26 protein-coding genes are annotated in these 25989 nt (G+C 55.5%); 8 read left to right on the top strand and 18 right to left on the bottom strand.

The annotated features are described in order from the left end of the window. Positions 1-21: 21 nt before the first annotated feature. The 8 genes from LOY55_RS09670 to LOY55_RS09635 form a co-directional block, all read right to left on the bottom strand. On the bottom strand, positions 22-1059 hold the full coding sequence (locus LOY55_RS09670) for an acyltransferase family protein (RefSeq protein WP_223523344.1): 1038 nt from the start codon (positions 1057-1059) through the stop codon (positions 22-24). Positions 1060-1071: 12 nt separating this feature from the next. Continuing rightward, positions 1072-2175 carry a hypothetical protein gene (locus LOY55_RS09665; protein WP_109785918.1) on the bottom strand — a complete coding sequence of 368 codons (1104 nt, stop codon included), beginning with the start codon at positions 2173-2175 and terminating at the stop codon, positions 1072-1074. Beyond that, a complete protein-coding gene (locus LOY55_RS09660; protein ID WP_223523346.1) occupies positions 2175-3395 on the bottom strand; it encodes a polysaccharide biosynthesis C-terminal domain-containing protein in 1221 nt (406 codons plus the stop codon). Before LOY55_RS09660 ends, LOY55_RS09665 begins: the two co-directional genes overlap by 1 nt. Further along, positions 3392-4504, bottom strand: coding sequence for a polysaccharide pyruvyl transferase family protein (locus LOY55_RS09655; protein ID WP_309475409.1), 1113 nt, complete (start codon positions 4502-4504; stop codon positions 3392-3394). Before LOY55_RS09655 ends, LOY55_RS09660 begins: the two co-directional genes overlap by 4 nt. Before the next feature lie 15 nt (positions 4505-4519). Further along, the gene (locus LOY55_RS09650; RefSeq protein ID WP_109785920.1) at positions 4520-5602 is read right to left on the bottom strand and encodes a glycosyltransferase; all 1083 of its coding nucleotides are present in this window, start codon (positions 5600-5602) and stop codon (positions 4520-4522) included. 104 nt (positions 5603-5706) lie between these two features. Next, positions 5707-7929, bottom strand: coding sequence for a polysaccharide biosynthesis tyrosine autokinase (locus LOY55_RS09645; protein WP_109785921.1), 2223 nt, complete (start codon positions 7927-7929; stop codon positions 5707-5709). Positions 7930-7973: 44 nt separating this feature from the next. Further along, complete coding sequence (locus tag LOY55_RS09640; protein ID WP_223523350.1) at positions 7974-8414, bottom strand: low molecular weight protein-tyrosine-phosphatase; 441 nt, start codon at positions 8412-8414, stop codon at positions 7974-7976. A 364-nt stretch (positions 8415-8778) separates the two neighbouring features. After that, positions 8779-9162, bottom strand: coding sequence for a hypothetical protein (locus LOY55_RS09635; protein ID WP_223523352.1), 384 nt, complete (start codon positions 9160-9162; stop codon positions 8779-8781). A gap of 340 nt (positions 9163-9502) precedes the next feature. Between LOY55_RS09635 and tal the strand changes: the two genes are divergently transcribed. Further along, positions 9503-10429, top strand: a complete 927-nt coding sequence (gene tal / locus LOY55_RS09630) for a transaldolase (protein WP_109785923.1) — start codon at positions 9503-9505, stop codon at positions 10427-10429. A 110-nt stretch (positions 10430-10539) separates the two neighbouring features. Here tal and rssC read toward each other — a convergent pair whose 3' ends face one another. Together rssC and rssB are read right to left on the bottom strand one after the other, a co-directional pair. Continuing rightward, positions 10540-11022 (bottom strand): anti-sigma factor antagonist RssC, encoded by a 483-nt coding sequence (rssC, locus tag LOY55_RS09625; RefSeq protein ID WP_046026968.1) that lies wholly within the window; start codon positions 11020-11022, stop codon positions 10540-10542. Next, positions 11022-12203 carry a two-component system response regulator RssB gene (rssB, locus tag LOY55_RS09620; RefSeq protein ID WP_046027144.1) on the bottom strand — a complete coding sequence of 394 codons (1182 nt, stop codon included), beginning with the start codon at positions 12201-12203 and terminating at the stop codon, positions 11022-11024. Before rssB ends, rssC begins: the two co-directional genes overlap by 1 nt. Before the next feature lie 276 nt (positions 12204-12479). On the opposite strand from rssB, the gene LOY55_RS09615 reads away from it, so the two are divergent. Then, positions 12480-12779, top strand: coding sequence for a PilZ domain-containing protein (locus LOY55_RS09615; RefSeq protein ID WP_046026969.1), 300 nt, complete (start codon positions 12480-12482; stop codon positions 12777-12779). Positions 12780-12838: 59 nt separating this feature from the next. Here LOY55_RS09615 and LOY55_RS09610 read toward each other — a convergent pair whose 3' ends face one another. Next, entirely contained in the window at positions 12839-13528 is a 690-nt protein-coding gene (locus LOY55_RS09610; protein WP_109785924.1) for a VacJ family lipoprotein, read from the bottom strand. 202 nt (positions 13529-13730) lie between these two features. On the opposite strand from LOY55_RS09610, the gene LOY55_RS09605 reads away from it, so the two are divergent. Both LOY55_RS09605 and LOY55_RS09600 read left to right on the top strand, forming a co-directional pair. Further along, on the top strand, positions 13731-14351 hold the full coding sequence (locus tag LOY55_RS09605) for an HAD family phosphatase (RefSeq protein WP_223523354.1): 621 nt from the start codon (positions 13731-13733) through the stop codon (positions 14349-14351). Positions 14352-14460: 109 nt separating this feature from the next. After that, positions 14461-14724 (top strand): DUF4404 family protein, encoded by a 264-nt coding sequence (locus LOY55_RS09600; RefSeq protein ID WP_109785926.1) that lies wholly within the window; start codon positions 14461-14463, stop codon positions 14722-14724. A gap of 172 nt (positions 14725-14896) precedes the next feature. Here LOY55_RS09600 and queF read toward each other — a convergent pair whose 3' ends face one another. Next, positions 14897-15727, bottom strand: coding sequence for an NADPH-dependent 7-cyano-7-deazaguanine reductase QueF (gene queF, locus LOY55_RS09595; protein ID WP_027921667.1), 831 nt, complete (start codon positions 15725-15727; stop codon positions 14897-14899). A gap of 61 nt (positions 15728-15788) precedes the next feature. After that, positions 15789-16322, bottom strand: a complete 534-nt coding sequence (locus LOY55_RS09590) for a plastocyanin/azurin family copper-binding protein (RefSeq protein WP_223523356.1) — start codon at positions 16320-16322, stop codon at positions 15789-15791. A gap of 155 nt (positions 16323-16477) precedes the next feature. Here LOY55_RS09590 and LOY55_RS09585 point away from each other — a divergent pair, with 155 nt between their 5' ends. Together LOY55_RS09585 and LOY55_RS09580 are read left to right on the top strand one after the other, a co-directional pair. Then, positions 16478-17158 carry a heavy metal response regulator transcription factor gene (locus LOY55_RS09585; protein ID WP_223523358.1) on the top strand — a complete coding sequence of 227 codons (681 nt, stop codon included), beginning with the start codon at positions 16478-16480 and terminating at the stop codon, positions 17156-17158. Continuing rightward, complete coding sequence (locus LOY55_RS09580; protein WP_223523361.1) at positions 17158-18507, top strand: heavy metal sensor histidine kinase; 1350 nt, start codon at positions 17158-17160, stop codon at positions 18505-18507. Before LOY55_RS09585 ends, LOY55_RS09580 begins: the two co-directional genes overlap by 1 nt. A 126-nt stretch (positions 18508-18633) precedes the next feature. Here LOY55_RS09580 and LOY55_RS09575 read toward each other — a convergent pair whose 3' ends face one another. The 3 genes from LOY55_RS09575 to LOY55_RS09565 form a co-directional block, all read right to left on the bottom strand. Beyond that, positions 18634-19878 carry a lipoprotein-releasing ABC transporter permease subunit gene (locus LOY55_RS09575; RefSeq protein WP_046026976.1) on the bottom strand — a complete coding sequence of 415 codons (1245 nt, stop codon included), beginning with the start codon at positions 19876-19878 and terminating at the stop codon, positions 18634-18636. Positions 19879-19943: 65 nt separating this feature from the next. Beyond that, on the bottom strand, positions 19944-20627 hold the full coding sequence (gene lolD, locus LOY55_RS09570) for a lipoprotein-releasing ABC transporter ATP-binding protein LolD (protein WP_162830870.1): 684 nt from the start codon (positions 20625-20627) through the stop codon (positions 19944-19946). A gap of 7 nt (positions 20628-20634) precedes the next feature. Continuing rightward, positions 20635-21885, bottom strand: coding sequence for a lipoprotein-releasing ABC transporter permease subunit (locus LOY55_RS09565; protein WP_046026977.1), 1251 nt, complete (start codon positions 21883-21885; stop codon positions 20635-20637). A 94-nt stretch (positions 21886-21979) separates the two neighbouring features. Here LOY55_RS09565 and LOY55_RS09560 point away from each other — a divergent pair, with 94 nt between their 5' ends. Both LOY55_RS09560 and LOY55_RS09555 read left to right on the top strand, forming a co-directional pair. Further along, a complete protein-coding gene (locus LOY55_RS09560) occupies positions 21980-22558 on the top strand; it encodes a PilZ domain-containing protein (protein WP_109785930.1) in 579 nt (192 codons plus the stop codon). A gap of 14 nt (positions 22559-22572) precedes the next feature. Continuing rightward, positions 22573-23295 carry a glycerophosphodiester phosphodiesterase family protein gene (locus LOY55_RS09555; protein ID WP_046026979.1) on the top strand — a complete coding sequence of 241 codons (723 nt, stop codon included), beginning with the start codon at positions 22573-22575 and terminating at the stop codon, positions 23293-23295. A gap of 42 nt (positions 23296-23337) precedes the next feature. On the opposite strand, the gene sthA is transcribed toward LOY55_RS09555, so the two are convergent. Together sthA and LOY55_RS09545 are read right to left on the bottom strand one after the other, a co-directional pair. Next, positions 23338-24732: a Si-specific NAD(P)(+) transhydrogenase gene (gene sthA, locus LOY55_RS09550; RefSeq protein ID WP_046026980.1), complete on the bottom strand. Its 1395-nt coding sequence runs from the start codon at positions 24730-24732 to the stop codon at positions 23338-23340. 198 nt (positions 24733-24930) lie between these two features. After that, positions 24931-25956, bottom strand: coding sequence for an FAD:protein FMN transferase (locus LOY55_RS09545; RefSeq protein ID WP_223523363.1), 1026 nt, complete (start codon positions 25954-25956; stop codon positions 24931-24933). Positions 25957-25989 lie beyond the last annotated feature (33 nt).

Genomic DNA, 25989 nt, shown 5'->3' with positions numbered 1-25989 from the left:
ACAGGAAACCTGCTTTGGTGTTCAGGTGCGAGACACGTTCAGACCTTTCGCCGGGGTCTTTTTGCTGATCGCACGTTCGCCCAAAAACAAAGTCGATGTGATGGCGAAACGGCTGAAAACATTCGACAGCACCACGGGCCCCAACAATCCGAACAGCACACCGCCAACAACCAAAACGCTTTCATCGGTGACACCCAAGCGACGTAACGCGACCCGTGAACTGCCCGCAAACAGAACATGAAAGAGGAAAATCGCGTAGGAATATCCACCGAGCCAGATCAGCGCTTTCGAGCGCATGTCACTCGACAACAACGCGATGCAGGAGGCACAGCCAACGAGCAATCCGACAAGGCTTCTGCGATCGACAATGAGCTCGCGATCCACGGCGGCAATGTAGAGCAGTGCGACCGATATCAAGACGAACACGACGGGCCCGATCACTTTCAGGGACTGCTTTAATTCATTGCCCTTTTCGTGGCAAATCATCCCCGTCACGAAGAACGGCAGCAAATAGATGGCGCCATTGATGCCAAAGGCATCGACTGGAAAAAGCGGCATCAAGAACACCACTGCGGAAAACAAAAACAACAGGTACAACCGTGTCGCCGTCTGCAACCAGCCGCGCCACTGAAGAAATCCGACAAACATAAAGATGATAAAAACCGCCTGCAAGAACCAGAAGTGGTTAATCGGCACGTAAAACGACAACAAGGCGTCTATTAACCCGAAGTCGTTGTTTACCCCCGGCCCGACAACCTGCAGCACCGAAAATGGTATACCGACAAAAAACAATGGCACGATCAATCTTCTTACCTTGCCACGCCAGTAAGCGGAAAAGTCGTTGCCTCTGATTTTGTAAATCGAATAGATGTAGCCCGATATAAAAGTGAACAACGGCATCCGGACGTACACCATCGAATCGGCCAGGATTCGAAAAGGTGATCCCAGGTCGATTTTCAATCCGCCGCCTAATGGCCCTATCACGTGATAGAGCACCAGCAGCAGGCATGCCAGCCCTCTGAGTGTTTCTATTTCCAACGACTTCTTATTGCTTTGCATAAACCACAAACCTCAGTTCAAGACGCTTGATTCAAGCGACTCAGGTTTTTTTGAGCGCAACTGCAACCCCAGCCCCACAAACAGAACCGGAACCACCATGGAGAAATGTCGGGCAAACGATCCGAAGTCAGGTTCAAACAGGCCCTGCACCAATAAAAAGGACAGCGGAATAGCGATAAGCTCTTTGACTTTGGGTTCGATGATTGAGCCCTTGTAGTGACTCGACGTCATCATTTTGAACATCAGCAACGAGGTCATCATCATCAGGACGACAAAGATGATCTGCCCCAGGCCGGAAAGAAGGATTAACTCCACCGGGAAAGACAACCTGAAAAAGATGCTCATCGAATCCACGGCCTGCGAAACGAAGTCGCCGCCGTTAATCCACGACACAATCAATGACTTTGAGCCCTCTTCGCCCAGTGTGCGCTGCTCGTTACTATTGGCTCGAATGGACGAAACCGAATAGCCGGCGAGCATCTGAATCGCTGTCGCGATGGCCAAATAGAACGTGAACAACATCAGGAAAAAGCTGAAACGTGACACACGCTTCTTCATGACACACACGCCAACCCAGACCAGCGAAAACAGTATCCAGTAGGGTCGAACCAAGATGCCGTAAAACAGCGCAGAGAGAAAAAAGCCCACTCTGTATTGCTTCGAAAATGAAAAAACCAGGATGGTAATCATCGCCACCGAAACAATGATTTCCTTGGTCAGGTTATCGAGAAAGAACGACCTGACCACCCCCCACAGACACAGGGTCAGAAAAATCGTCAGCGGTATTCTTCTGAAGATAAAGATCGGGATAGACGTGAGAAACAAGTTGCACATCATCCCGTAGGCCCAGGCATTGTCCAGATTGATGCCGGTGGGACGTAGCACGTAAGCAGTGCAATCGTAAGAAGACCGGTCTGGCGAAAAGGGATTCCAGAAATTGCAGTAGTCTGAACGAGCGTATGACGACCACAACGTCATCGCATCCGGGCCCGGTTCTCGGTGAACCAGCAGCGGCATTGCTACGGACAGAAAAAGACCGCACATCAAAATCAGGAGTGAGATCGACGAATCCAGCTTTGTACCGCGAAATTCTATGGAAGGCAGAGATAAAGCCATTACAACGCCCCCTTCGCCTGGGCAAACCTGGCCAGCAAAGCAACAACGACCAGCTGCACCGTAATCGAGAAAACGTTCCCCCAGGCCGCCCCATAAATTGAATAGTGTTTAATAAGGACATAGCTGACAGGCAGTGAAATCAGCAGGCAAATCACCGCACTGGCCAACGACACCCGATTGTTCTTCGACGCAATAAGACCTCCCCATACGATGTCGCCGACTGCTCGCAGCGCAAACGAGAAAATCAGGATGCACAAAACCCCGTTATCCGGACGCGGAACTGCCGCGTCCACATAATCGAGCACAACATTAAAGAAGGCATAAATCAGCACAGCAACTGCGCAGGAAACGACCAGCGAGCGCAACACCCATTGATTGAAGAACAGTTGCCGGACCGTCAGTGCCTGTTGATTATTCTTATAACGCTTGGCGAGCACGGGAATGCCAACGACGGCAACAACGGCAAAAGACAGCGCTTGCAGGGTGTTAGCGGCAGACCAGGCATACACGTACTTGCCAAGGCTGTCGTACGGCTCAAGGTCCACAATCAGAAAACGCTCGGCAAACTGACTCAATAACATCAAACCGTCGCCCAGATAAAAGGGCAATCCGGCTTTCCAGACAGAAGCCGTCGTGAGGGCACTGACCTCCCTCCCCTTATGTACATTCACCACAATAAAGTATCCGGCCACGATCACCAGAAGGTTGCTGATCACCCATAACCAAAGAACACTGGCAATGCTGGACACCACGCCCGTCATTAGCCCTCCCACAGCAATCAGCGCCCAGAGCCCGGTTTTTATGAAGAACAATAACGCTCCCCAATTGGCTTTTTGCGCAGAAAAAACAAAGGAGTTAATTTCGAAGGACAGATGCTCCGTGATCAGGAGCAGCATGACGCAGGCGATCAACGCGGTGCTCGCCGGAACATCGCTGAAGAGTGAGTAGAGTATGACTGTGACCACCGAAAACAACGATCCGACGGCCAAGTACAAGACCAGTACTTTATCGATGACGAATCGGGAGCTGCCCCCGATGCTGATCAACCGATTGATTTCAGAGCTGAACCCGACGCTGTAAAACTTCGAGGCTAGCAAAGGAGCGATCACCACGACGCCGTAGAAGCCTAATGCGTCATAACCCAGGTAATGAGTGATGGCCAACACCAGCAAAAACTTCGCGCCTAATGCAGTCCCCCTAAGCAACAACCGAAATATCATCGAACAACCCCTTTGATGATATTGTCCATCAGCACTGTTTTGGCTTCGATTTCTTTACAGGTATCCGTGAGTTTCTTGGCAAACCTCGATAGAGCGTTGGGGGCGTAAACAGTGTCGATGATGGTATCGACATTGATATCGCCTTCGTTGATCACCCAGTCTTCCACTCCCATGTCCTGATACGCCCCAAAACCTTTGCGTTCATAACTGATATGGAACGCGGGTACACCGGCCAGGAGCGCCTCGATAGCCCCGTGTAACCTCACGGAAATAACCAGATCCGGCTGATATTTCGCAAGTGTTGCCTTCAAAGGCAGCAGGTCTTCGGTAATGCCAAGTTCGCGATAAAACGCGCCATCGTCATTGCCGCAGACGGTGCTTTGCACAGCGCAGACCACTTGGCTTTTCGCCCTTAATCTCCTCAATAGAAGCTTCAGGTTTGCAACGTAGGCGACTTTCTTCTCTTTGCTCCAGTGCGACGGCTTGCGTAGAACAACACAGACCACGGCAGGAGATGATGCACAGTGGATAAACTTGGGCTGCAGCAGTATCTTTTTCGCTAACGCCTGGATCGCCAGGTCCGGCGCCCAGTAGACATTCTCATTGGACTGGAAAATTTCCGAAGACCGGTTGTCTCTGACAAATACCGCATCGGCGCTGGCGTAGTGCTCTACGATTTTGCTGCTCTCGCCATGGAACGGACCGATACTTTGTGGGAGGTAAACCGTCGGTACCTTGCTCAAAATCGCGGTTTCAAGCTGTTTGGCATGACCCAGTTTCAGCTTGAAGTGTTCAAAGGTACTTTTTGAGCGCATGTACCCACCGCCCACCCCGACAACCAGATCGCTGGTATTCAAAAGATCGGCAAGGGGGACATAAGACTGTTTAAGGAAAATAGCTTCCCTCACCCTTCCGAATCCCTTAGCCGCCATGACCGGCGCCTCATATCGCTTACAGGAAAGATAGCTAAATGATTGAGGGTCTGACGCAACTACGTTGATTAAAGTGCCGGCACCAAAATTGCGTTGCACCGTGGCTATTGCCAAATCCACGAGTAGACCATCACCCGAACTGGACGCACTGTAGCCATGCAAAATAGTTACGTTCATCATCTGATTGTCTACTTAATAAGTTTTAGCGGAGTACACGTCATAGGTTTGCTGAATCATCAACGTTGCACTGAACCGCTCGCGCACTTTCTTGCGGCTTTCTGTACCGAGTTCAAGCAGCTTATGTTTTTTGATATTCACTAATATGCTGGCAAGGGCCTGGTAGTCGCCGGTCGAGAACAGGTAGCCGGTGATGTTGTCCGTCACCAATTCAGGAAGCGATGTACAGTCACTGGCAATCACCGGCACGCCCATGGCCATCCCTTCGAGGGGAACCATGGCAAAGCCTTCCCAGCGACTTGGAACAATCAAGGCATCCGCCGTTTTGTACAGTTCGTTGACTTCAGCCGGAGTCACCCAAGGCAGGTACTCCACGGCGTCAATATCGGGGCACTCGACGAAGTCTTCATTGACAGCACTCCCAACGACAGTGAGTCTCAAGTCAGTTCGCTCGACTTCAGCAAACGCCTTGAGCAAAAGATCGAAGCCTTTTTGGTAATCCAGTCGACCTACAAATAGAAGCTGAATGTCCGTGCTTTCGCTGGACTTGTTCTCATCACTTTTATAATGAATCCCGTTGTAGATCAGCTTCATGCGGTGACGATCAATACCAAACGACGCGGCTTTATCCATTTCATACTGACTGACGCAGATAATGACGTCCGTTACTTTCTGCAAGAGTCGCTCCACCAGCGAATACACTTTCTGCTTGACTGGCGAGCTCTCCATCAAGAAGGAAAATGCGTGCGGGCAGTAGACAATTTTAGGTGACCGCCAAGGGCGCAGTAGCAGACAGACACATCGGCCAATGACCCCGGAAAACGTGCTGTGCAAGTGCACGACATCCGGTTTTTCCTTGAAGATCACGCGGGCCAATTGCCAGGCAAACCGCAACAGGGACATGACATCGCGCTTGTTTCGGGAAAAGGTTCTGATGTTTTTTTCATCAATGCCATGCAACTCTTTCTTCTGGTCGTACGGAACCAGATAAACCAGTTCATACTTCAGAGCATGGTCCCGAGGGGGGGTTGATATCGTACGAATGACCGTCGCAACGCCACCCTTGATAGTTTCCGCCACATGTAATATTTTTTTCATAATCCACCTATCTCCATGAACTTAGTCGCAGGCAAAACACGATTAAGAGTGGTGAGTTATCACCCACTCACTCCCAACCGATTACCTGGTAGATAGAACTCGCATCAGGACTTGTCAGAGGCGTACTCATAGTTGTAATAAGCGCCATTACCGTAGTAACTGGATGCCCGCTTCTCGACTCCATTAAAAATAGCGCCCTTCAACTCGATACCGTTTTGCGCAAACCGACGAATTGTCAATTCAATCTCTTTGGCCGGATTTACACCAAAGCGGGTCACGATCAAATTAATGGCAGCTTCACGCCCAACGATTGCAGCATCTGTAACTGCCAGAAGAGGTGGCGTATCGATGATGACGACGTCGTAGAGTTCACTCAGTTCTGCCAGGAGTTCTCTGAAGTTGGCATGCATCAACAGCTCTGATGGATTAGGCGGTACCTGTCCACGACTGATGAAATGCAGGTTATCAACCTCGAGCCTATTGATTGCCTGCTCAATGCTGCAGCGTTTGGTTAAAAGATCGGATAAGCCGTTGCTGATCGGTGTAGCCAAGGTTTTGTGCAGGTGACCTTTGCGCATATCGGCATCGATCAGTACGACCCTCTGCCCGCTTTGAGCAATGACCGCGGCCAGGTTAGAGGAAACAAACGTTTTGCCCACCTGCGGGCTCGGACCGGAAATCATGATCCGGTTGTTGGTCGCATCCAGCCCCGCAAAATGCAAACAGGTTCGCAGGCTGCGTATCGACTCAATGGACAGGTCAGTAGGGTTGCGCAGCGCCAATAGGAAAGCCTGGCGGTTGACGCTATCGCCCAACCGAAGTTTTTTATTGTCTTCTTCTTGTTGCAGGGCGCTGTAGGGAATAGAGGCATAGACGGGCAGCCCGAGTTGTTCGATGGCTTCCGGCCCCTCAAGTCCTCGGCTCAACGATTTACGCACCAACACCAAGGCAACGCCGACAAACCCGCCCAGCAACGTTGCAATAATAATGAGCAAGGCTTTGCGCGGTTTGACCGGGGATGTGATGTCGACATCGGCGGTATCGATCAATCGAGCATTCCCGACCGCCCCCGCTCTTACGATGTCCAGCTCCTGGGATTTATTCAGCAGTTGGGTATAAATCTGTGTCGCCACTTCCACATCACGAGTGAGGTTCAAAAGCTCCTGTTGCGTTGCCGGAAGATCCTGAACCTTCTTCTCCAAACCGCGGCGCTGATTATTCAAATCCCCCAACTGGGCCATCAAGGCGCGGTAGGCCGGATGCTCACGGGTGAACTTTCGATCCAGTTCTGCTTGCTGGAGTTTTAAATCGGAGATGCGCGTATCCAAAACCACCATCTGCTCCAGGACAGACTTGGTTTCGAGTGAGATATTTACTGTATTTCCGCGGGTTTGATAGCTGTTCAGCGCATTGCTGGCCTTGACCAGATCCTCTTTGACTTGAGGGAGCTGTGACTGCAGGAAATCCAGGCTCTGAGCCGCCTCGGCAGAGGTGCGTTGCACATTCTGCTCTACATAAAGCGTAGAAATCTTGTTCAGGATTTTCACAGCCAGGGAGTAGTCGGTGCTGGCTAGCGCCAGACTTATAATGCCCGACTCCTTACCTTGTTCGGAGACTTCAAGGATGTCCTGGTAATTCTGAATAGTGACAATTCGTGGGTTGCGTACGACTTCGAATTTAGTGCCAGGGTTCGCAATCATGTTCGCGACCAACACCTCGACCCCGTTCTCTACCACGGCGACGCCTGTGGTTCCATCGGCCAACAATCCACCCTCTTCATCGTAAAGCTTGAAGCGGTTCTGCTCTCCGGCAATCAGGGTCAGTTTTTCACCTAACAGTTCATCGGGCAGTTTGAGTTTTTCGATTTCAAGCTGCTCGCCACCCCAGGCGAAACTGTTCATGCCAAGGAGTGGAGGCGAAATAGTTTGGCCGGGAGTACTTTTATATCGCCGCGCAATAAAACCACCCACGACGGGAAAGGTGTTCGGCGTGATCACAATATCCAGACGCAGGTCATCGACTGTTTTGCCGATGACTGCGCGAGACTTGATAATTCCGATCTCGGTAGCCGCCGGGGATTGCCCACCCAGCATGCTGCTGATATCCGAAAAGCCCAACATGTCGTTCTTTTTCGGCTCGACCTGCACCAGGGCGTTTGTCAAATACACGGGCGCCGACAAAATCGAATACGCGGCACCGGTCACCATGAACGCTCCGGTAATGGCGCCTATTAACCATTTGTGATCTATCAATGTGCCTAGCAAACCGAGAAGATCAATCTCGTCTTTATCGTTATCTCGGCCACTGACTACTGACGGTAACTGCATAAGGTCTATTCTTTTACCATTAATACTAATCTGAAAATCATCCATCAACGTCCGAGGCGCTGTGCCCATGAGCAAACAGCATCTTCAATCAATGCATGGGCATGGACAAAAGCAGCTTTTCCTTGACGATACGGATCCTTTATTTCGCGCTCACTCTGCCACTTCCCCAGAAGAAACACTTTGCCCCTCGCGTGCGAGGCAATACTCAGCACGCCTTTTACATGCTCTTTCTCCATGACCAGAATGAGGTCTGACTCATTAACAATGGCTGGAGTGATCTGCCGCGCTTTAAACTCTTGGGCGGCGCCACCCTGTTCTTCGAGAACTGAAAGTGCGTTTGGCTCGATAGACTCCCCCACCCGCGCGTTGAGTCCCGCGGAGGTCACCGAGATATCTGAAGGATCCAGCGCGTTGCGGAGCAACATTTCAGCGGTTGGACTTCGGCAAATATTACCAACGCATACGATAAGAATCTTTCTGAACAAGGCTACTCTTCCCGTGTAGTGTCGATTCGGCCAATGTGTAGCGGGGACATGAGTGAACCGACAAAATCGGTCCCGCATTCAGAGATGAATCCATCATAAAAATACAAGTGCATTAAATAGCACGACATACAAAAAACGCCCAACAAGAATAGCCGGACCAAAAATAACGACAACAATCCCGCCGTCATTTACCCGACAAAAAATAACATTGGAGCGTTTGCATAAGAGGGTTGATGATATCGCTGTATATGACTGGCCACACCTGTTTTGACTTCGCCCCCGCCCGGACAAACATCGTAATCATCAGGAAGTCCGCGCTGTCAAGACGCTATTAAAATCACAATAGAAAAAATACTCTCTTCACTTAATGCAGGCGCTTACCAATAAACTCGGAATAATACGCCACGTTCATTGCCAGCGCCCCTTCCACCAGCACCTCCAGCAATACGACCTGTGCTTCGAAGCGCAAGTTCTGGTTACATTTATGCGCGTCGTCCATTTGCTCCTTCATCATGCGGGTCACTTTACAGGGATCACTGTACTTCACTCTTTTTAACCAGACGGGAATTTTCGCTGCGGCTTTAACCCGTCCCATCTCAAGCACACCACTCATATTGTCCGGGTAGTTTCTTTTCGAGACCGCCATCAGCTCTTCCAATACATCGGTCAACTTCTTCAAGACATAAGCGAGTATAAAGTCATCGAAAGCCTCCACAACTCCAGACACTTGTGTTTCCTGTGAAGTCATCTTTCCATCCGCTACCTACGTTAATCGGCAGCACATTACACTTCATCGGCCTTGATTATTTGACATATTATAACGGTCAAAATCGACACTTTTTAACAGCGCTAAACGATCAAAGGCCCGCCCGTAAGAACCGGCGGCGACATTGTTGGCGCGGGGTCAACGGTCAGTTACGTTGAACCTGCGCCCCGTTTTGGCATCGTATAAACCGACACCGCGCCCCTCACCTTTCAAACACCTGTTTTCAGGTTGTTGCCGCTGGGGCCATCGATACGTACATGCGCCCTTGAGTGGCTGTCAGCGCTCGGGTAATGTCATTAGACCCACAGGACAGAGCACGCCCATGACTTCCAAGCTGGAACAACTTAAACAAATGACCACCGTGGTTGCCGACACCGGCGACTTCGAAGCTATCGCCCGCGTTAAACCGGTGGACGCCACCACCAACCCTTCCCTGCTGCTCAAAGCCGCGGCAATTCCTGCGTATGCCGAATTGCTGGATGCTTGCGTTCACGACTGCAAGGGCGATGTGGGCCTGGCCAGCGACCGTTTTGGCGTAGCGGTCGGGCAAGAGATCCTGAAGGTTGTACCGGGTCGTATTTCTACCGAAGTGGATGCACGCCTCTCGTTCGACACTGACGCCGTATTGAAGCGTGCGCACCGTCTGATCGAGCTGTACGACAAGGCCGGTATTGGCCGTGACCGCGTGCTGATCAAGATCGCCTCCACCTGGGAAGGTATCCGCGCGGCAGAGACGCTGGAAAAAGAAGGGATTCAGACCAACCTGACGCTGCTGTTCTCGTTTGCTCAGGCAGCGGCGTGTGCGGATGCCGGTGTGTTCCTGATTTCACCGTTCGTGGGCCGGATTTACGACTGGTACAAGAAAGCCAACGGCAACGACTATACCGGTGCGGATGATCCGGGCGTGCAGTCGGTGACACGCATCTACAACTACTACAAGGCCAATGACTACAAGACGGTGGTCATGGGTGCGAGCTTCCGCAACCTGGGCCAGATCGAGCAACTGGCAGGCTGTGATCGCCTGACTATCAGCCCGGATCTGCTGGAGAAACTGGCGGCTGACACTGGCAAGCTGGAACGCAAGTTGTCACCTGGGCATGCCGGTGAAGCGCGCTTGAGCTTGAATGAAGCGCAGTTCCGTTGGTTGTCCAACGAAGATGCGATGGCGACCGAGAAACTGGCTGAGGGGATTCGTCAGTTTGCCCGGGATCAGGAGAAGCTTGAGGCGTTGTTGCAGGCCAAGCTGTAACAGCTGACAGGCCAACGCAAAAAGGGCGAACCCTCACAGGTTCGCCCTTTTTTGTATGTGTCTGGTGACTGTCAGGACGCCATCGCGAGCAGGCTCGCTCCTACAGGGAATCAGTGTCGCTCCAGCGCATTTACCAAGTCATGGAACGCTTCACGATTGGAGTCGTTCAGACCCATGAGGATTTTGTGCGCTTCGAGGACTTTGATCCGCACCACTTCTTCGGACTGATCCTGGTCTGGCAAGTCGTCCAGGCATTCGGGACAGGGCACGGGCTGGTCAACGATGTTGAACACTTGCTCGAAGCCCATTGACTCCAACAGACGCGTAATGTCTTCGTGGGTGGTGACGACGGTCGGCAGCAGGCCGACCTTTTGCCGCGACAGGATCGACAGCTTGGCCAGCAGGCCCAGCGTGGTGCTGTCGATGCTGCGGGTTTCGGTCAGGTCGATCACGATCGCATTGAAGTTCAACGCGGTGAAGATCCGATCAATAGTCGCATCCAACGCCGAACACAGGGTCAGGCGAACTTCACCGACGAATTTCAGGACGAAGGTGCCGTCCTGCTCGGCGAACTGGATTCTACCGGTACTCATTAAAGATTCCTGCTCAACACCAACAGGGCGATATCATCCGGCATCTCCCCAAGCGTGGCCAATCCAAAAACCTGCCGCAGCCCGTCCAGGGTGCCGCCCGCAGCCTTGACCCTTTGGGGCAACGCCGCTTCTTTTTCTTTGAGTGTGGGTTCTGGCAAAAGATCCAGAATGCCATCAGACATCAGCGTCAGGCTGAACGTCGGCGGCAGTTCCAGTACGTGGTCTTCGTAGGTGGCTTCATTGAAGAGGCCTACAGGCAGACCGCGCCCTTCCAGATAACGAACACTGTCGGGTGTGTACAACACTGGCAACGGCAGGTGACCACCGATGCTATAGGTCAACAAACCTGTCTCCTCGTCGATGACTCCACCGACCATTGTGACGTGTTTGCCCAGCTTACAACTGATCAGGCCCCGGTTGATATGACCAAGGACCTCTGAAGGCTTGAATTCCGGCAATGTGCCGCTGCGTTTGGATTCAAACAGCAAGCGCGTGGTCATGAACTTCAGCAGCACGGTAACGAAGGCTGAAGAAGCACCATGACCGGAAACGTCCGCCAGGTAGAAGGCTACCCGGCGCTCGTCGACCCGAAAGTAGTCAACGAAATCACCCGACAGGTACAGCGACGGGATGATCTGGTGAGCAAACTGGAACTCGTCGATGGCCCAGGGGCTGACCGGCAGCATGTTCATCTGTACCTGGCGACCGGCGTTCTGGTCTTCCTGGAGCAGGTTCAGGCTGGCAGCGAGCTCACGGTTGGCCTTTTCCAGCTTCTCGCGGTAGCGCTGGTTCTCCAGCAGCAGGCGCGCACGATCCAGGGCTCGGCGAACAGAATGCTCGAGCACGGCCAGATCTTCGAGAGGTTTGATCAGGTAGTCCGCTGCACCCAGGCGCAGCGCCTCGACCGCGTCGTTCATCACGCCGGCACCTGAAACCACAATCACAGGGGTTTGCGGTGACCGCTCGGTGACCTGGCGGATAAGTTCGAGTCCGCCCATCTGCGGCATGCGCAGATCGCAGATGACCAAGTCGGGCTTGTCTTGCTCGAATACCTGAAGACCCTGCTGACCATTACTGGCCTGCAGGACACTGAAACCACTGTCTTCCAAATAGGCCGCGAGGCTCGCGCGCACTACTTCGTCATCATCGATTATCAGCAGCGTGGCACTGGTTTTTGGCATGTGGGCAAACGGCGCCAGAATTAGGTTGGCGTAGCAGGCAAGGCCTTTAGCCCGGCTCACACTACTGGATTCGCTTTCTAGCCTCTCTATTGCACCGTTTTCGAGCGTTTGCCCTACTCACACGTACACCAGAGGTGCCCTTCTAAGGCGCAGACGGTACTCCCATCCGCGGGGCGTTTCAAGCTCACGCCGATGGTCGCTTGGCGTCTTTACTTGTCAAATCACCGGGAGTTATAAGAACAGGCAAATCCGTAACCCAATGGAAGGATCGAGCCCATGAGTCAAACCGGTCGGGACTACAGCGAAAAGCGTGATTTCATTCGCATGCGCGTCGATGCCGATGTGTCGCTGATTCATGAAGGCGATGAGGTGCCAGCCGTCTGCATCGACCTTTCCAGCAGTGGTATGCAGGTCGAAGCGAAACGAGAGTTCAAAGTCGGTGACCGGCTCAATGTGCGCATCGATTCCGATCACGCAGCGTTGAAGGGGCTCGAAGCCGACACCGAGGTGGTGTGGGTGAAGTCATTGGACGGTGATGCTCAGAAACTCGGGCTTACAATCTTGAAAATGAAATAAACCGGATCCAAACGAAGAAGGCGGCCAATGGCCGCCTTCTTCGTTTTTACCGGTCGAGATTAAAAATCGTCTTCAACCTGGCCGTCTTTGACTTTGAACTCACGGTTCTGCAAATACGCATTACGGATAAAGGTGTACTTGTCCCCAGTGATCAGTTTTTCGCTCGACAGCAAGCTGGCACGCGTGTCGACGATATTCAGGCCGAAGACCGAGTTACGCACCGGCACGTCGTTGATGTACGGGTACGGGCCCGTGTAGCTGTCGACGACCTTCGACGGCGCATCACGCAAGGTGCTTGGACCCAACAGCGGCAGCATCACGTAAGGACCGCTACCCATACCCCAATAGCCAAGGGTTTGACCGAAGTCTTCGTCGCTGCGTTGCAGGCCCATCTTGGTGCCCACATCGAAGAAGCCCAGCAAGCCGAACGTGGTGTTGAAGATGATGCGTGCAGTGTCGGTGCCCGCTGCAGCCGGTTTGGCTTGCAGAATGTTGTTCACCAGGTTGGTGACGTCACCGACGTTGCGGAACATGTTGTGAATGCCGTCTTCCAGAAACTGCGGCGTGATGAACTCATAGCCCTGAGCCACAGGCTTGAGTGCATACGTGTCGATGACGTCGTTGAATTTATAGATTGGACGGTTAACGCTTTCCCAAGGATCGTCTTCCGAAGCAGCCTGAGCCACAAACGGAACCAGCAACAGGCTGGCACACACAAAAAGCTGAGCGAAATGATTGCTCCAGCGCATAGAAAAACTCCTTGGATTTGTACTGGCGCGAGCACTTGGCCCGGGCATTAAGCTGATTAGTATAAGACGGAAAACCCGGTTTAGGCAGCATCGCGCGCATTTCGACTATAGATGACTCGCGCTGACTGAGAGCGTTTCACATCAATGTCACTCAACTGTCACTCACGCCGCCTAGCCTTGTTGCTATTTCAGGGACGCCGATATGTCGCACGCCGAAACTTTGCCTCTCGCTGCCCCCAGTTTGACCGCCGTCTTGTTCGGCCTCAGTGGTTGCCTGGTGGATTTCGGCGCCCGGACGCGCCAGCACGGGGCGTATTCTGCGGAGCACGCCGAAGCCACGCCCGGCGCGCTGGACAGCCTGCGCAGTTTGCAGCGCCAGCAAATCCCCTGCGCCTGGCTCGATGAACTACCCCCTGCCCTCAGCCATTCTCTGGCCGTTACCTTGCCGGCCTGGATTACATCGTCGCAACACCCGGCAACAATCAATCCATGGCCTGCACCAAACGCTTGCTGGCAAGCCCTGATGGCGTTGAATGTCGATCGCCTGGATGGCTGCGTGCTGGTCAGTGGCGAACCACGCTTGTTGCAATCGGGTTTGAACGCCGGCTTGTGGACGATTGGCCTGGCGTCCTGCGGTTCGCTCTGCGGCCTGGCGCCCAGCGAATGGCACGCATTGAGCCAAAAGGAACGTGAACACCTGCGCGGCAAGGCGACGATGCAGTTGTTCGGCCTGGGCGTGCATTCGGTGATCGATCACCTGGGTGAACTCGACACCTGCCTGGCCGATATCAGCCTGCGCCGACTCAAGGGCGAAAAGCCCTGACCGAGATCATGCAGGTTGCGCGAGAGTGGATTAATCTAAAGGTCAGCCATAGACCTTTGGTGCGCTGCCGTGGTCTATGCCAGTGCCAATCGAGAGAAGGAAGAACGCCATGCCTGCCCGCGAACTGCAAGAACAGCTCAATGCCCTGCGCGAGCAATTGGAACAGAATCCTCCACTGTCCGAATCCGAACGCGAAAACCTGCATGAACTGATGCAACAGATCGAACTCAAGCTTGAGCTAGAAACCAAAACCCAGGACGCCAGCCTCGCCGATGGCGTTAACCTGGCAGTTGAACGCTTCGAACTCGAACACCCTACCCTGGCTGGCACCCTGCGCAACATCGCGCAAGCCTTGGGTAACATGGGTATCTGAACCCGCCAGACGCAAAAAAGCCCCGCCATCGCTGGCAGGGCTTTTTCATTTCCACAATTTGAAACGCAGTCCCTTGTAGGAGTGAGCCTGCTCGCGATACCGGTGGATCAGACGACATCAATATTGAATGTCAGTCAGCTATCGCGAGCAGGCTCACTCCTACATTGGATTTTTATTGACGCACCAACCGATGATTCGGCAGTTGGACGGTTTCGGTGCTGCGGTACGGGTTGATATCCAACCCGCCACGGCGCACATAGCGCGCATACACCGTCAACTTCTCCGGTTTCAACAACCGCTGCAAGTCGAGGAAAATCCGCTCCACGCACTGCTCGTGAAAGTCCGAGTGTTGTCGGAAGCTCACGATGTATTCCAGCAAACTCGCGTGATCCAGTGCCGCGCCACGGTATTCCACCGCCACACTGCCCCAATCCGGCTGACTGGTAACCGGGCAGTTGGATTTGAGCAAATGGCTGTGCACGCTCTCCTCCACGATGCGCGATTCATCGCAACGCAGCAGTTCCGGGCGCGGATGCTCGTAGTTGCTGACGCTGATGTCCAGGTCATCAATGCACACGCCGGGCAGCGCCACGACGCCTTCGGCTTCGACATCTTTCAAGCTGCGAATGCGCACACCGACCGGTTTGCCGGCAGCGGCCGACAGGTCTTTGGCCAGTGTCGCCTCAAGGCTTGCCGTGTCGGCAAACGGTGTCTGGTTCAGTGAGTTCAGGTACAGCTTGAACGACTTCGATTCGATGATATTCGGCGAATCCGCCGGGATGCTGAACTCGCCAATCGCCACCACGGGCTTGCCCGACGGCAACAGCCACGACAGCTCAAAGCAGTTCCAGAAATCCACGCCTTTATACGGCAGGGTTTCAGCCGTCAGGCCCAACTCGGCCCATTTCGCAGTACGCGGGATCGGGAACAGCAAGGACGGCGTGTAAGTGGCGATGTATTCGCTGGATTTGCCCAGCGGCGAATGTTCGGCTGCGGGATGCATGGCGGAAACCTGACTGAAGAATCAGCGGATTCTACCAGCCTTTGCTCCCGCCATTGAGTCCTTACTGACTGACAGTCAACTTGCCGACCATGCCAGCCTGATAATGGCCAGGGATATTGCAGGCAAATTCCAGGTTGGTGGCCTTGGTGAAGGTCCAGGTCAGCTCGGCGGTCTTGCCCGGCTCCACGAGCACGCTGTTCGAGTCGTCATGCTTCATTCCCTGCCCGGATGAGTGGTCCATTTCGGCCATGGCGCTGTGGTCCATTTCCTTCATGGCGGTAGGCGCCAGCATGCCGCTCTGTTGCATCTGCAACATTTCCTGCTGGTGTTTGGCATGCATCGCTGCATCACCGAGGTTGAATTCGTGCAGCAACTGGCCTTTATTCACCAGCACAAAACGAATGGTCTCACCGGCCTTGATATCGATGGCCTTGGGCGAGAACGACATATCACCCATCACCACTTCAACACTGCGAGTCGCCTTGGCCGCCGGCGCAGGTTGGCCGAAATCGTAGGTGTTTGCCGGGCCGGCCCACACTGGCGAGTTCAGCGCCAACAAACACACCACCGGCAGCAAAGATTTGCGCAAAAACATCGTCGTACTCCAACAAGATAAGGTTCAGCCTGTGGAAAACTCTAAACTCCTGTCACTGCCCGCAACCTGACAGCCAGATTACAACTTTGTCAGGTTGACCTGAATTAACGCTGCCCACGGTATAAAGCGTTCGTTCCATTTATCTCGAGTTGCCCATGAAACTGCTGATCGTCGAAGACCAACCGAAAACCGGCCACTACCTGCGTCAGGGCCTGACCGAGGCCGGGTTCAACGCAGAACTGGTGGCTGACGGCAACACCGGCCAACAACTGGCGCTGAGCGGTGACTACGCCTTGTTGATTCTCGACGTGATGCTGCCCGGCCGCAATGGCTGGCAGATTCTGCAAGCAGTGCGCAGTAATGGCCTGGACACACCGGTACTTTTTCTGACCGCACGAGACGCAGTGGAAGATCGGGTTCATGGCCTCGAACTGGGCGCCGATGATTACCTGGTCAAACCATTCGCCTTCTCCGAACTGCTGGCCCGGGTCCGTAGCCTGCTGCGTCGCGGCAACGCCTCACCTCAGGAAACCCAATTACAACTGGCAGACTTGCACCTGGACTTGATTCGGCGGCGCGCTGAGCGCGGCGGCCAGCGCATCGACCTGACGGCCAAGGAATTCGCCCTGCTGGAAATGCTCCTGCGTCGCCAGGGTGAAGTCCTGCCCAAATCGCTGATTGCCTCGCAAGTGTGGGACATGAACTTTGACAGCGACACCAATGTGATCGAAGTCGCGATCCGTCGGTTGCGTCTGAAGATCGACGATGAATTCCCCAACAAACTGATACACACCGTGCGCGGCATGGGCTACGTCCTCGAAGAGCGTGCAGCCTGATGCGGCACCTTTCGTTGAGCAGCCGTCTGGCGTTGCTGTTTGCGGCCTGCACGGCGGTGGTTTCGCTATTCGCCGGAGTATTGTTCAGCCGTGCCAGCGAAGCGCACTTCGTCGAACTCGATCAGCAATTGCTGGACGGGAAATTGATTGGTTTACGCCGGGCGCTTCAGGACATTCAATCCAGCGAGAGCGAAATCAGACTGGCAGATGAACTCAGCCGCCAGGCTGATTTGTCGCTGCGCATCACCGGCAGTGACGGCCAGCGCTGGTATGACAGTTCCGCGCACCTGCCGGAAAAACTCCCGCAACAGCCCGGTTTATCGACCCTGAACAACGACGGCACCGACTACCGCGTGCTGATTGCGCCATTGTTTGACGATAGACCGGATTCCCCACAACTGACGTTATTGCTGGACATCACCCATCACCAGCACTTTTTGCAACGCATGCAGCACCTGATCTGGCTGACCGTGGGTTTGTCAGCCCTGGCCACCGCCCTGCTCGGCGCCTGGGCTGCGCGTAGCGGGTTGCGCCCGTTGCGGCGCATGAGCGCGGTCGCCAGCGGTGTGTCGGCGCAATCGCTCAATGCTCGACTGCCCGAAGAAGACATGCCGCCTGAGCTCGCGGAATTGGCCCACAGCTTTAACGCCATGCTCGGACGCCTTGATGCCTCTTTTCAACGGCTCTCCGCGTTCTCCGCTGACATCGCCCATGAATTGCGCACGCCGCTGTCGAACCTGCTGACCCACACGCAGGTCACCCTCACCCGCCCCCGGCCCATCGAGGACTACCGCGAGGCGCTGCACAGCAACCTCGAAGAACTGCAATGGATGGCGCAACTGGTCAACGACATGTTGTACCTGGCCAAGGCGGATCACGGATTGCTGACGCCCAAACGCGAGCCGCTGGAGCTGGCGCAGGAAGTGGATCTGTTGCTGGAGTATTTTGCACCGCTGGCGGAAGACGCTCAGGTGACGCTCACGCGGGAAGGCACCGCGCATCTGGAGGGTGATCGCAGCATGCTCCGTCGGGCATTGTCCAACCTGCTGGACAATGCGTTGCGGTTCACACCGGCCCAGGGTGAGGTTCGAGTGCGGATTGTCGAGGAGGCTAAAGGGTTGAGCCTGGTGGTTGAGAACAGTGGCGATGGGATTGACGGGGCGTTGCTACCGCGATTGTTTGACCGGTTTTATCGGGCCGATCCGGCGCGCCAGGAAGGCAGTAGCGAACATGCGGGGTTGGGGTTGGCGATTACGCAGTCGATCGTGCGTGCCCATGGCGGGCAGATTCGTTGCGAATCGGCGAATGGGTGGACGCTGTTTGTGATTGAGTTGCCAAAGGGAGATTGAGGCCAGCAGTACCGGCCTCATCGCGGGCAAGCCCGGCTCCCACAGGGTTTTGAGTCGTTCACAAATGTGTGATTCAACTCGATCAACTGTGGGAGCCGGGCTTGCCCGCGATGGCGATTTCAGGAGTTACGAATACCGCAACGCGTGAGCTGGCTCAATTTTCGCCGCACGCCAGGCCGGGTAGACGGTCGCCAGAAAGCTCAAGATGAACCCCGCCGAGCAAATCAGCAGCACATCGGCGCCCTGCAATTCCGAAGGCAGGTTACTGACGAAGTACACATCGGAACTGAAGATGTGCTGACCGCTCACCCGCTCGATCCAGCCCACCATTTCACTGACGTTCAGCGCCGCGATCACGCCGAGCACGCCGCCGATAAAGGTCCCGAAAACACCGATCACCGTCCCCTGAACCATGAAGATCGCCATGATCTGCCCAGGCGTAGCGCCAATCGTGCGCAGGATCGCGATATCCGCACCTTTGTCGTTCACCACCATGATCAAGGTGGCGATGATGTTGAACGCCGCCACCGCGACAATCATCAGCAACAGCAGGCCGATCATGGTTTTTTCCATCTTCATCGCGCTGAACAGGCTGCCCTGGGTGTGGGTCCAGTCGTCAGCCTTATAGGCAGCCCCCAAACCACTGGCGATATCGCTGGATACTTGCGGCGCCGCGTACAAATCCTTCACCGCCAGGCGCACGCTCTGCACCTGATTGGGCTCCCAATGCTGCATCTGCGCGGCATCGGCGACGTGGATCAACGCCATCGAACCGTCGAGCTCGGCACCGACCTTGAACACGCCAACCACGTTCAGGCGCTGCATGCGCGGGGTAATCCCGCCCGGCGCAGTACTCACTTCCGGCACGATCAGGGTGATCTTGTCACCGACGTTCAAGCGAAAGCGCCGGGCCGTGATTTCACCGATCACCACGCCGAACTCACCCGGCTTCAGGGCATCGAGGCGCCCTTGAACAATGTGCTTGGCGACAATTGAAACCTTGCCTTCGAGTGCCGGATCGACACCGCTGACCTGGATCGGCTGCATCGAGCCCTTGTAGGACAGCATGCCCTCCATTTCGGTGAACGGCACGGCGGCCGTCACTTCCGGGTTTTTCATCGCGGCCGCCGCAACGGGCTGCCAATCGTCGATCGGGTTAACGCCGACGATGGTTGCATGCGGCACCATGCCAAGGATGCGCGAGCTCATTTCGCGCTGAAATCCGTTCATGACCGACAACACCACGATCATCGCCAGCACACCCAGGGCGAGGCCGATCATCGAGGTCATCGAGATGAAGGAAACAAAGCGATTGCGGCGCTTGGCGCGGGTATAGCGCGTGCCGATAAAGATCGATAACGGTCTGAACATTCGCTGGGGCACCGTATAAAAATTAAAGACCCGACGCACTGTTCAGCACACCGGGTTTCGGCCAATCAGATGGGTGTCAGGCAACCTTCCTGCAAATGCAGGACGCGATCCATCTGGCGGGCCAGGTTCATGTCGTGGGTCACCACCAGGAACGCCGTGCGCATCGAGGTGCTGAGTTCCAGCATCAAATCCTGAATACCCTGGGCTGTGTGGGAGTCGAGGTTGCCGGTCGGCTCGTCGAGCATCACCAGGCCCGGGTTGTTCACCAAGGCACGAGCGATGGCCACACGCTGGCGTTCACCACCGGACAATTCGGCCGGTTTGTGCTCCAGACGATGGCCCAACCCTACGCGCTCCAGCAACGCCGTGGCACGCTGACGCGCCTCGGGGATCGACGTCTTGCCGATCAGCAGCGGCATGCAGACGTTTTCCAGGGCCGTGAACTCCGGCAGCAAGTGGTGAAACTGGTAAACGAACCCGAGGGCGCGGTTACGCAGCAGGCCGCGATTCTTCTCGCTCAGCGCTGACAGTTCTTCACCGTCGAGCCAGACGCTGCCCTTGGTCGGCGTATCGAGCCCGCCCAGCATATTGAGCAAGGTGCTTTTGCCAGAACCCGACTTGCCGACAATCGCTACGCGCTCACCCGGGTGCAGTTCCAGTTGCAGACCGGCCAGAACCTCAACCGACTCCGGACCTTCCTCGTAGGATTTGCCCAGGTTGCGGCAGCTCAAGATTGCTTTATCACTCATGCCCGACTCACTCATAACGTAGCGCCTCCGCAGGCTGGGTGCGCGCGGCACGCCAGGCTGGATACAGGGTGGCGAGGAAACTCAGGACCAACGCGGCGGCGCAGACCATCAACACATCCTGGCTTTGCACTTGCGACGGCAGGTAATCGATGAAGTACACGTCGGCGTTAAGGAATTTGTGGCCGATCAGGCCTTCAAGCGCCGAGATCGCGGCGCTGACATTCAACGCGGCGAAGATCCCGACCACAGCGCCGATCAGCGTACCGACCACACCGATGACCGTACCCTGCACCATGAAGATTGCCATGATCGTGCGCGGCGTGGCGCCCAGTGTGCGCAGAATCGCGATGTCGCCCTTCTTGTCGTTCACCACCATCACCAGCGTGGAAATGATGTTGAACGCAGCAACGGCGACAATCAGCAGCAACAGCAAACCGATCATGGCTTTTTCCATGCGGATCGCCTGATACAGGTTGCCGTGGGTGCGCGTCCAGTCACGGGCGTAGAAACGGTCCTCGCCGAGTTGCTGGGCGATGCTCCACGCGGTGCGCGGCGCCTGGAACAGGTCGTCGAACTTCAAGCGGATGCCCTGGACCTGATCCGGCTTCCAGCGGTGCAGCCGGGCCAGGTCCTGCAGGTTGGTGATGCCCAGGTAGCCGTCCAGCTCACCGGCGCCCACATGGAAAATGCCCACCACGGTAAAGCGTTTCATGCGCGGGAACATGCCAGCCGGGGTCACGGTGACCTCTGGCGCGACAAACGTCAGTTTGTCGCCGATAGCCGCGCCGAGCTTGGCTGCCGCCTTGTCGCCGATAACGATGCCGAATTCGCCCGGAACGAGATCGTCGAGTTTGCCCTGCTGCATGAAGTTATCAATGATCGAGACCTGCCGTTCAAGCGCAGGATCGATGGCGTTGAGCAGGACTTTGGAGACTTTGCCGTTGTTGGTCAGCAAACCCTGCATCTGAGTAAACGGCGCAACGGCCGTCACCTGCGAGTTCTGCTTGACCTTGGCGGCCAGGCTTTGCCAGTCGCTGATCGGCTCACCGGACTCGATGGTCGCGTGGGGCACCATGCCCAGCACACGGGTGCGCATCTCATGATCGAAGCCGTTCATGACCGACAGCACCACAATCATCACGACTACGCCAAGGGCGAGTCCGATCATCGAGGTCAGGGAAATGAACGACACAAAATGATTGCGACGCTTTGCACGGGTATAACGCGTGCCAATAAATGCGAAGAGAGGTCTGAACATGTCGGGGCTTGTTCGGAGGGAAAAGGAACGTCCTTGTGGCGGGGGTCGATAACCAGCTTTACACTCAGACCACCGCCGCTACCATGGGTTCGCCATGTCGACATTAGATGAAGAAGATCGCCGCGAATACTACCGTATCGAGGACACGATCGCACTGGAAATTCGGACCCTGTCCGCTCCCGAGGCCGCAGGCCTGGAAGTGTTGCAGGATGCTTCTCCACTATTCAACTTGCTCAGCGAACTGCACCTGAGCGAATTCGAGTCACAACACCTGTTACGCCAGATCAGTGAGCGCGAGCGCAACCTCGCAGCCTTCCTGAAATCCCAGAACAAACGTATCGATTTACTGAGCCAGGTGATCGCGATCACCGTGCTCGGACAGATCGGCGAACCGCAGCCGGTGATCATTTCCGAAGGCGGCATCGACTTCCAGCACCCGACACCTATATCCGTAGGTGCACACCTGTCCGTCAAAATGGTGCTGATGCCGCAAGCCCTCGGCCTGTTGCTGCGAGCCCGCGTCACCCATTGCGACCGCAAGGCTGGTGCCTTTGATATCGGCACCGAGTTCGAACGCCCGACCGATGCTCAACGGCAGTTGCTCGCCCGCTATATTTTGCAAAAGCAGGCCCAGGAACGACGACTGGCCCGCGAAAACGAATCAGGCATTTAATTTAAGGAAGAACCGTGACCCTCATCTACGGCCATCGCGGCGCCAAGGGCGAAGCACCGGAAAACACCCTGATCAGTTTTCAGGAATGCCTCAAGCACGGCGTGCGCCGCTGCGAACTGGACCTGCACTTGTCCATGGACAATGAGTTGATGGTCATACACGACCCGACACTCAAACGCACCACTGACCGTCGCGGCAAAGTCGTCGAACACACGGCGGCCGAATTGGTGACCTACGACGCACGCAAGGGTGGCCCGGGCTGGATCAAACCCTGCCCTATCCCGACGCTGGAAGAATTGTTCGAGAAGTGCGACTTCGATCACTGGCAACTGGAAGTCAAGAGCGCCTCACGCACTCGCGCTGCGACGACGGTACTGGCGATTCGTGAAATGGCTCAGCGTTTCGGTCTGCTCGACAAGGTCACGATCACCTCAAGTTCACGCGAAGTGCTGAAAGCCGCGCTGGACCTGGTGCCGGACGTGTCTCGCGGATTGGTGGCCGAATACGCCTGGCTCGACCCGTTGAAGGTTGCGGCAAGCTACGGCTGTGAGATTCTGGCGTTGAACTGGACCCTGTGTACGCCGGAGCGCCTGCAGAAGGCGCAGCGCCAGGGGTTGCATGTGTCGGTATGGACAGTCAACGAGCCCGCGTTGATGCGCAGACTCGCCGACTTCGGCGTTGACAGCCTGATTACAGACTTTCCCGGTTTGGCCAGCGCCACGCTCGAGAATTGCTGAAATCGGTCTCCCCGGCCGGCTCAGGCCACCGGCCGGAGCCCGTCAAAAAAGCCGGTTGAGGCCATCGTACGCCGCTACCCGATAGGCTTCGGCCATGGTCGGGTAGTTGAACGTCGTGTTGACGAAATACTTCAGCGTGTTCAGTTCGCCCGGCTGGTTCATGATCGCCTGACCGATGTGCACGATCTCCGACGCCTGATAACCGAAGCAGTGAACGCCCAGCACTTCCAGGGTTTCACGGTGGAACAGGATTTTCAGCATGCCTTGCGGCTCACCGGCAATCTGCGCCCGCGCCATGCCCTTGAAGAACGCCTTGCCCACTTCGTACGGCACCTTGGCCTGAGTCAGCTCCTGCTCGTTCTTGCCGATCGAGCTGATCTCCGGAATGGTGTAGATGCCGGTCGGCACGTCATTGACGAAGCGCCAGCTGCCGTTGTCGACGATGCTGCCAGCAGCCGAACGCCCCTGGTCATGCGCGGCACTCGCCAGGCTCGGCCAGCCGATGACATCACCGGCACCGTAGATGTTTGGTACGCAGGTGCGGTAAGCCTCGTCGACTTCGATCTGGCCACGGCTGTTGACCTTCACGCCGATGTTTTCCAGGCCCAACTGATCGGTGTTGCCGGTACGGCCGTTGCACCAGAGCAAGGCGTCGGCCTTGATCTTCTTGCCGGACTTGAGGTGCAGGATCACACCGCTGTCCACGCCTTCAACGCGATCGTAGTCTTCGTTGTGGCGAACCGTGATGTTGTTGTTGCTGAAGTGGTAGCTCAACGCCTGGGAAATTTCGGAGTCGAGGAAGCTCAGCAACTGACCGCGGTTGTCCACCAGCTCGACCAGTACACCCAGACCGCTGAAGATCGACGCGTATTCGCAACCGATCACACCGGCGCCGTAAACGATGAGTTTGCGCGGGGTGTGGCCAAGGCTGAGGATGGTGTCGCTATCGTAGATACGCGGGTGGTGGAAATCGATGTCCGCCGGGCGATAAGGACGCGAACCGGTGGCAATGATGATGTGCTTGGCTACCAGCTTTTCGACCACACCGTTGGCGCAGACCACTTCGATGGTTTGCTCGTCGGCGAAGCTGCCGGTGCCGAAAAATACGTCGACGCGGTTACGGGCGTAGTAGCCGGTGCGCGAAGCGACTTGCTTGGAAATGACTTTCTCGGCGCTTTTCAGTACGTCCGGAAACGAGAACCAGCGCGGCTCACCAATGGCCCGGAACATAGGGTTGGTGTTGAACTGCATGATCTGCCGGACCGAGTGACGCAGTGCCTTGGACGGGATGGTACCTAGGTGGGTGCAGTTGCCGCCGACCTGGCGACGGCTATCGACCATCGCCACCTTGCGCCCTGCTTTGGCGGCGTTCATTGCCGCGCCTTCTCCCGCCGGGCCGGAACCCAACACCACCACGTCGTAGTTGTAGACAGCCATGCGTACTCCTCAGAACAGGCCGCGATGCCATCGGCACCCTGCGGCTAAATCACGCCAATCTGTGGCGTGAAGGAACAATTTGGGGCCAGTGCAGAACCCGGACACAGTCTATAGAAGCGTCAACGCCGCGCACATTAACCCTTGGTCGCGTCGTAGGCTACTTTTGCCTGCACTACAACGCCAGCTTTCGTATTGTCCTCAGTCAGTTTTTGCGCCGCTGAGCCGCTCGAAAGCCTGATTGGTTCGTGTGACGAAACCTGTATCGGCACGAATCACAAAGAATGCACCGATGTCATGTGCCTGGGCATAGTCCCACCCCCGTTCAGGGCCGAGAATCAGCAACAGCGTCGATAGTCCATCGGCCATCAATGCCGAAGGATGAATCACCGTTACTGACGCCAGAGTGTGTAGGACCGGAGCACCAGTGCGGGCATCGAAGGTGTGGGAATAACGCCTTCCGTCTTGCTGAAAATAATTGCGATAGTCACCGGAGGTGGAAACGCCATAGCCATCGACAGCAATGATGCGCTCCGCCACTTGCTGGTCGTCACGAGGCTCTTCCAGGGCGACGCGCCACGCTGAGCCATCGATTTTTTTGCCGGCAGCCTTGAGTTCGCCCGTGGCTTCGGCGAGGTAATTGTGGATACCCATGGCTTCGAGTTTTGCGGCAATGGTGTCGACGGCATAACCGGCGGCGATGCTGTTGAAGTCGACTTCGACGGCGGCATCCTTGCACAACTGATCACCGTCGATGCGCAGGTGCTGGTATCCGACACGCTGCCTAACCTCTGCCTGCGCTTGAGCAGAGGGAACAGTTTCCGCTCGCGCCTGCGGGCCGAACCCCCAAAGGTTGAGCAATGGTTCTACCGTCAAGTCGTAGGAGCCTTCGCTTTGCTCTGACAGCTGTTCGCCAACACGGATCAACTTGAGGATGGGCGGAGGCATTTTTTGACAGCGATTGGCAGGGAGATCGTTGAAATGCTCGATGTCCGAGTCGCTGCGGTAGGTCGACATTTGTTGATCGACCTCAGCGAGGATTTTTTCGACTTCGACCTTGACGTCTTTTGGGGCGGGAAGACCTTCGCGGCGCACGTACTTGATCGAATAAGTACTGCCCATGGTCGGGCCGCCGAAACTCTCCATGGAGTCGCTGTTGCCGCAGCCTGGCAACGCGGCGATCAATGTGACGAGACTGAAAAGCCGCCATTTCAACAAATCCTGCATCCCCTGAAAAAAGCCCAGACACGCCGTCAAGGC

The organism is Pseudomonas sp. B21-040, assembly GCF_024748695.1.
In the GTDB taxonomy this organism is placed as follows: domain Bacteria; phylum Pseudomonadota; class Gammaproteobacteria; order Pseudomonadales; family Pseudomonadaceae; genus Aquipseudomonas.
Note: the sequence above shows the minus strand (reverse complement) of the source record. Positions and strands in the feature narration are given on the sequence as shown.

Coding starts and splice junctions, on each gene's coding strand:
- LOY55_RS09600 (WP_109785926.1), top strand. CDS start 14,461: ATGCCTGCCCGCGAACTGCAAGAACAGCTCAATGCCCTGCGCGAGCAA.
- rssB (WP_046027144.1), bottom strand. CDS start 12,203: ATGCCAAAAACCAGTGCCACGCTGCTGATAATCGATGATGACGAAGTA.
- LOY55_RS09670 (WP_223523344.1), bottom strand. CDS start 1,059: ATGCAAAGCAATAAGAAGTCGTTGGAAATAGAAACACTCAGAGGGCTG.
- LOY55_RS09610 (WP_109785924.1), bottom strand. CDS start 13,528: ATGCGCTGGAGCAATCATTTCGCTCAGCTTTTTGTGTGTGCCAGCCTG.
- tal (WP_109785923.1), top strand. CDS start 9,503: ATGACTTCCAAGCTGGAACAACTTAAACAAATGACCACCGTGGTTGCC.
- LOY55_RS09650 (WP_109785920.1), bottom strand. CDS start 5,602: ATGAAAAAAATATTACATGTGGCGGAAACTATCAAGGGTGGCGTTGCG.
- LOY55_RS09565 (WP_046026977.1), bottom strand. CDS start 21,885: ATGTTCAGACCTCTCTTCGCATTTATTGGCACGCGTTATACCCGTGCA.
- queF (WP_027921667.1), bottom strand. CDS start 15,727: ATGCATCCCGCAGCCGAACATTCGCCGCTGGGCAAATCCAGCGAATAC.
- LOY55_RS09580 (WP_223523361.1), top strand. CDS start 17,158: ATGCGGCACCTTTCGTTGAGCAGCCGTCTGGCGTTGCTGTTTGCGGCC.
- sthA (WP_046026980.1), bottom strand. CDS start 24,732: ATGGCTGTCTACAACTACGACGTGGTGGTGTTGGGTTCCGGCCCGGCG.
- lolD (WP_162830870.1), bottom strand. CDS start 20,627: ATGAGTGATAAAGCAATCTTGAGCTGCCGCAACCTGGGCAAATCCTAC.
- LOY55_RS09615 (WP_046026969.1), top strand. CDS start 12,480: ATGAGTCAAACCGGTCGGGACTACAGCGAAAAGCGTGATTTCATTCGC.
- LOY55_RS09545 (WP_223523363.1), bottom strand. CDS start 25,956: ATGCAGGATTTGTTGAAATGGCGGCTTTTCAGTCTCGTCACATTGATC.
- LOY55_RS09655 (WP_309475409.1), bottom strand. CDS start 4,504: ATGAACGTAACTATTTTGCATGGCTACAGTGCGTCCAGTTCGGGTGAT.
- LOY55_RS09585 (WP_223523358.1), top strand. CDS start 16,478: ATGAAACTGCTGATCGTCGAAGACCAACCGAAAACCGGCCACTACCTG.
- LOY55_RS09590 (WP_223523356.1), bottom strand. CDS start 16,322: ATGTTTTTGCGCAAATCTTTGCTGCCGGTGGTGTGTTTGTTGGCGCTG.
- rssC (WP_046026968.1), bottom strand. CDS start 11,022: ATGAGTACCGGTAGAATCCAGTTCGCCGAGCAGGACGGCACCTTCGTC.
- LOY55_RS09575 (WP_046026976.1), bottom strand. CDS start 19,878: ATGTTCAGACCGTTATCGATCTTTATCGGCACGCGCTATACCCGCGCC.
- LOY55_RS09635 (WP_223523352.1), bottom strand. CDS start 9,162: ATGACTTCACAGGAAACACAAGTGTCTGGAGTTGTGGAGGCTTTCGAT.
- LOY55_RS09605 (WP_223523354.1), top strand. CDS start 13,731: ATGTCGCACGCCGAAACTTTGCCTCTCGCTGCCCCCAGTTTGACCGCC.
- LOY55_RS09560 (WP_109785930.1), top strand. CDS start 21,980: ATGTCGACATTAGATGAAGAAGATCGCCGCGAATACTACCGTATCGAG.
- LOY55_RS09660 (WP_223523346.1), bottom strand. CDS start 3,395: ATGATATTTCGGTTGTTGCTTAGGGGGACTGCATTAGGCGCGAAGTTT.
- LOY55_RS09645 (WP_109785921.1), bottom strand. CDS start 7,929: ATGCAGTTACCGTCAGTAGTCAGTGGCCGAGATAACGATAAAGACGAG.
- LOY55_RS09665 (WP_109785918.1), bottom strand. CDS start 2,175: ATGGCTTTATCTCTGCCTTCCATAGAATTTCGCGGTACAAAGCTGGAT.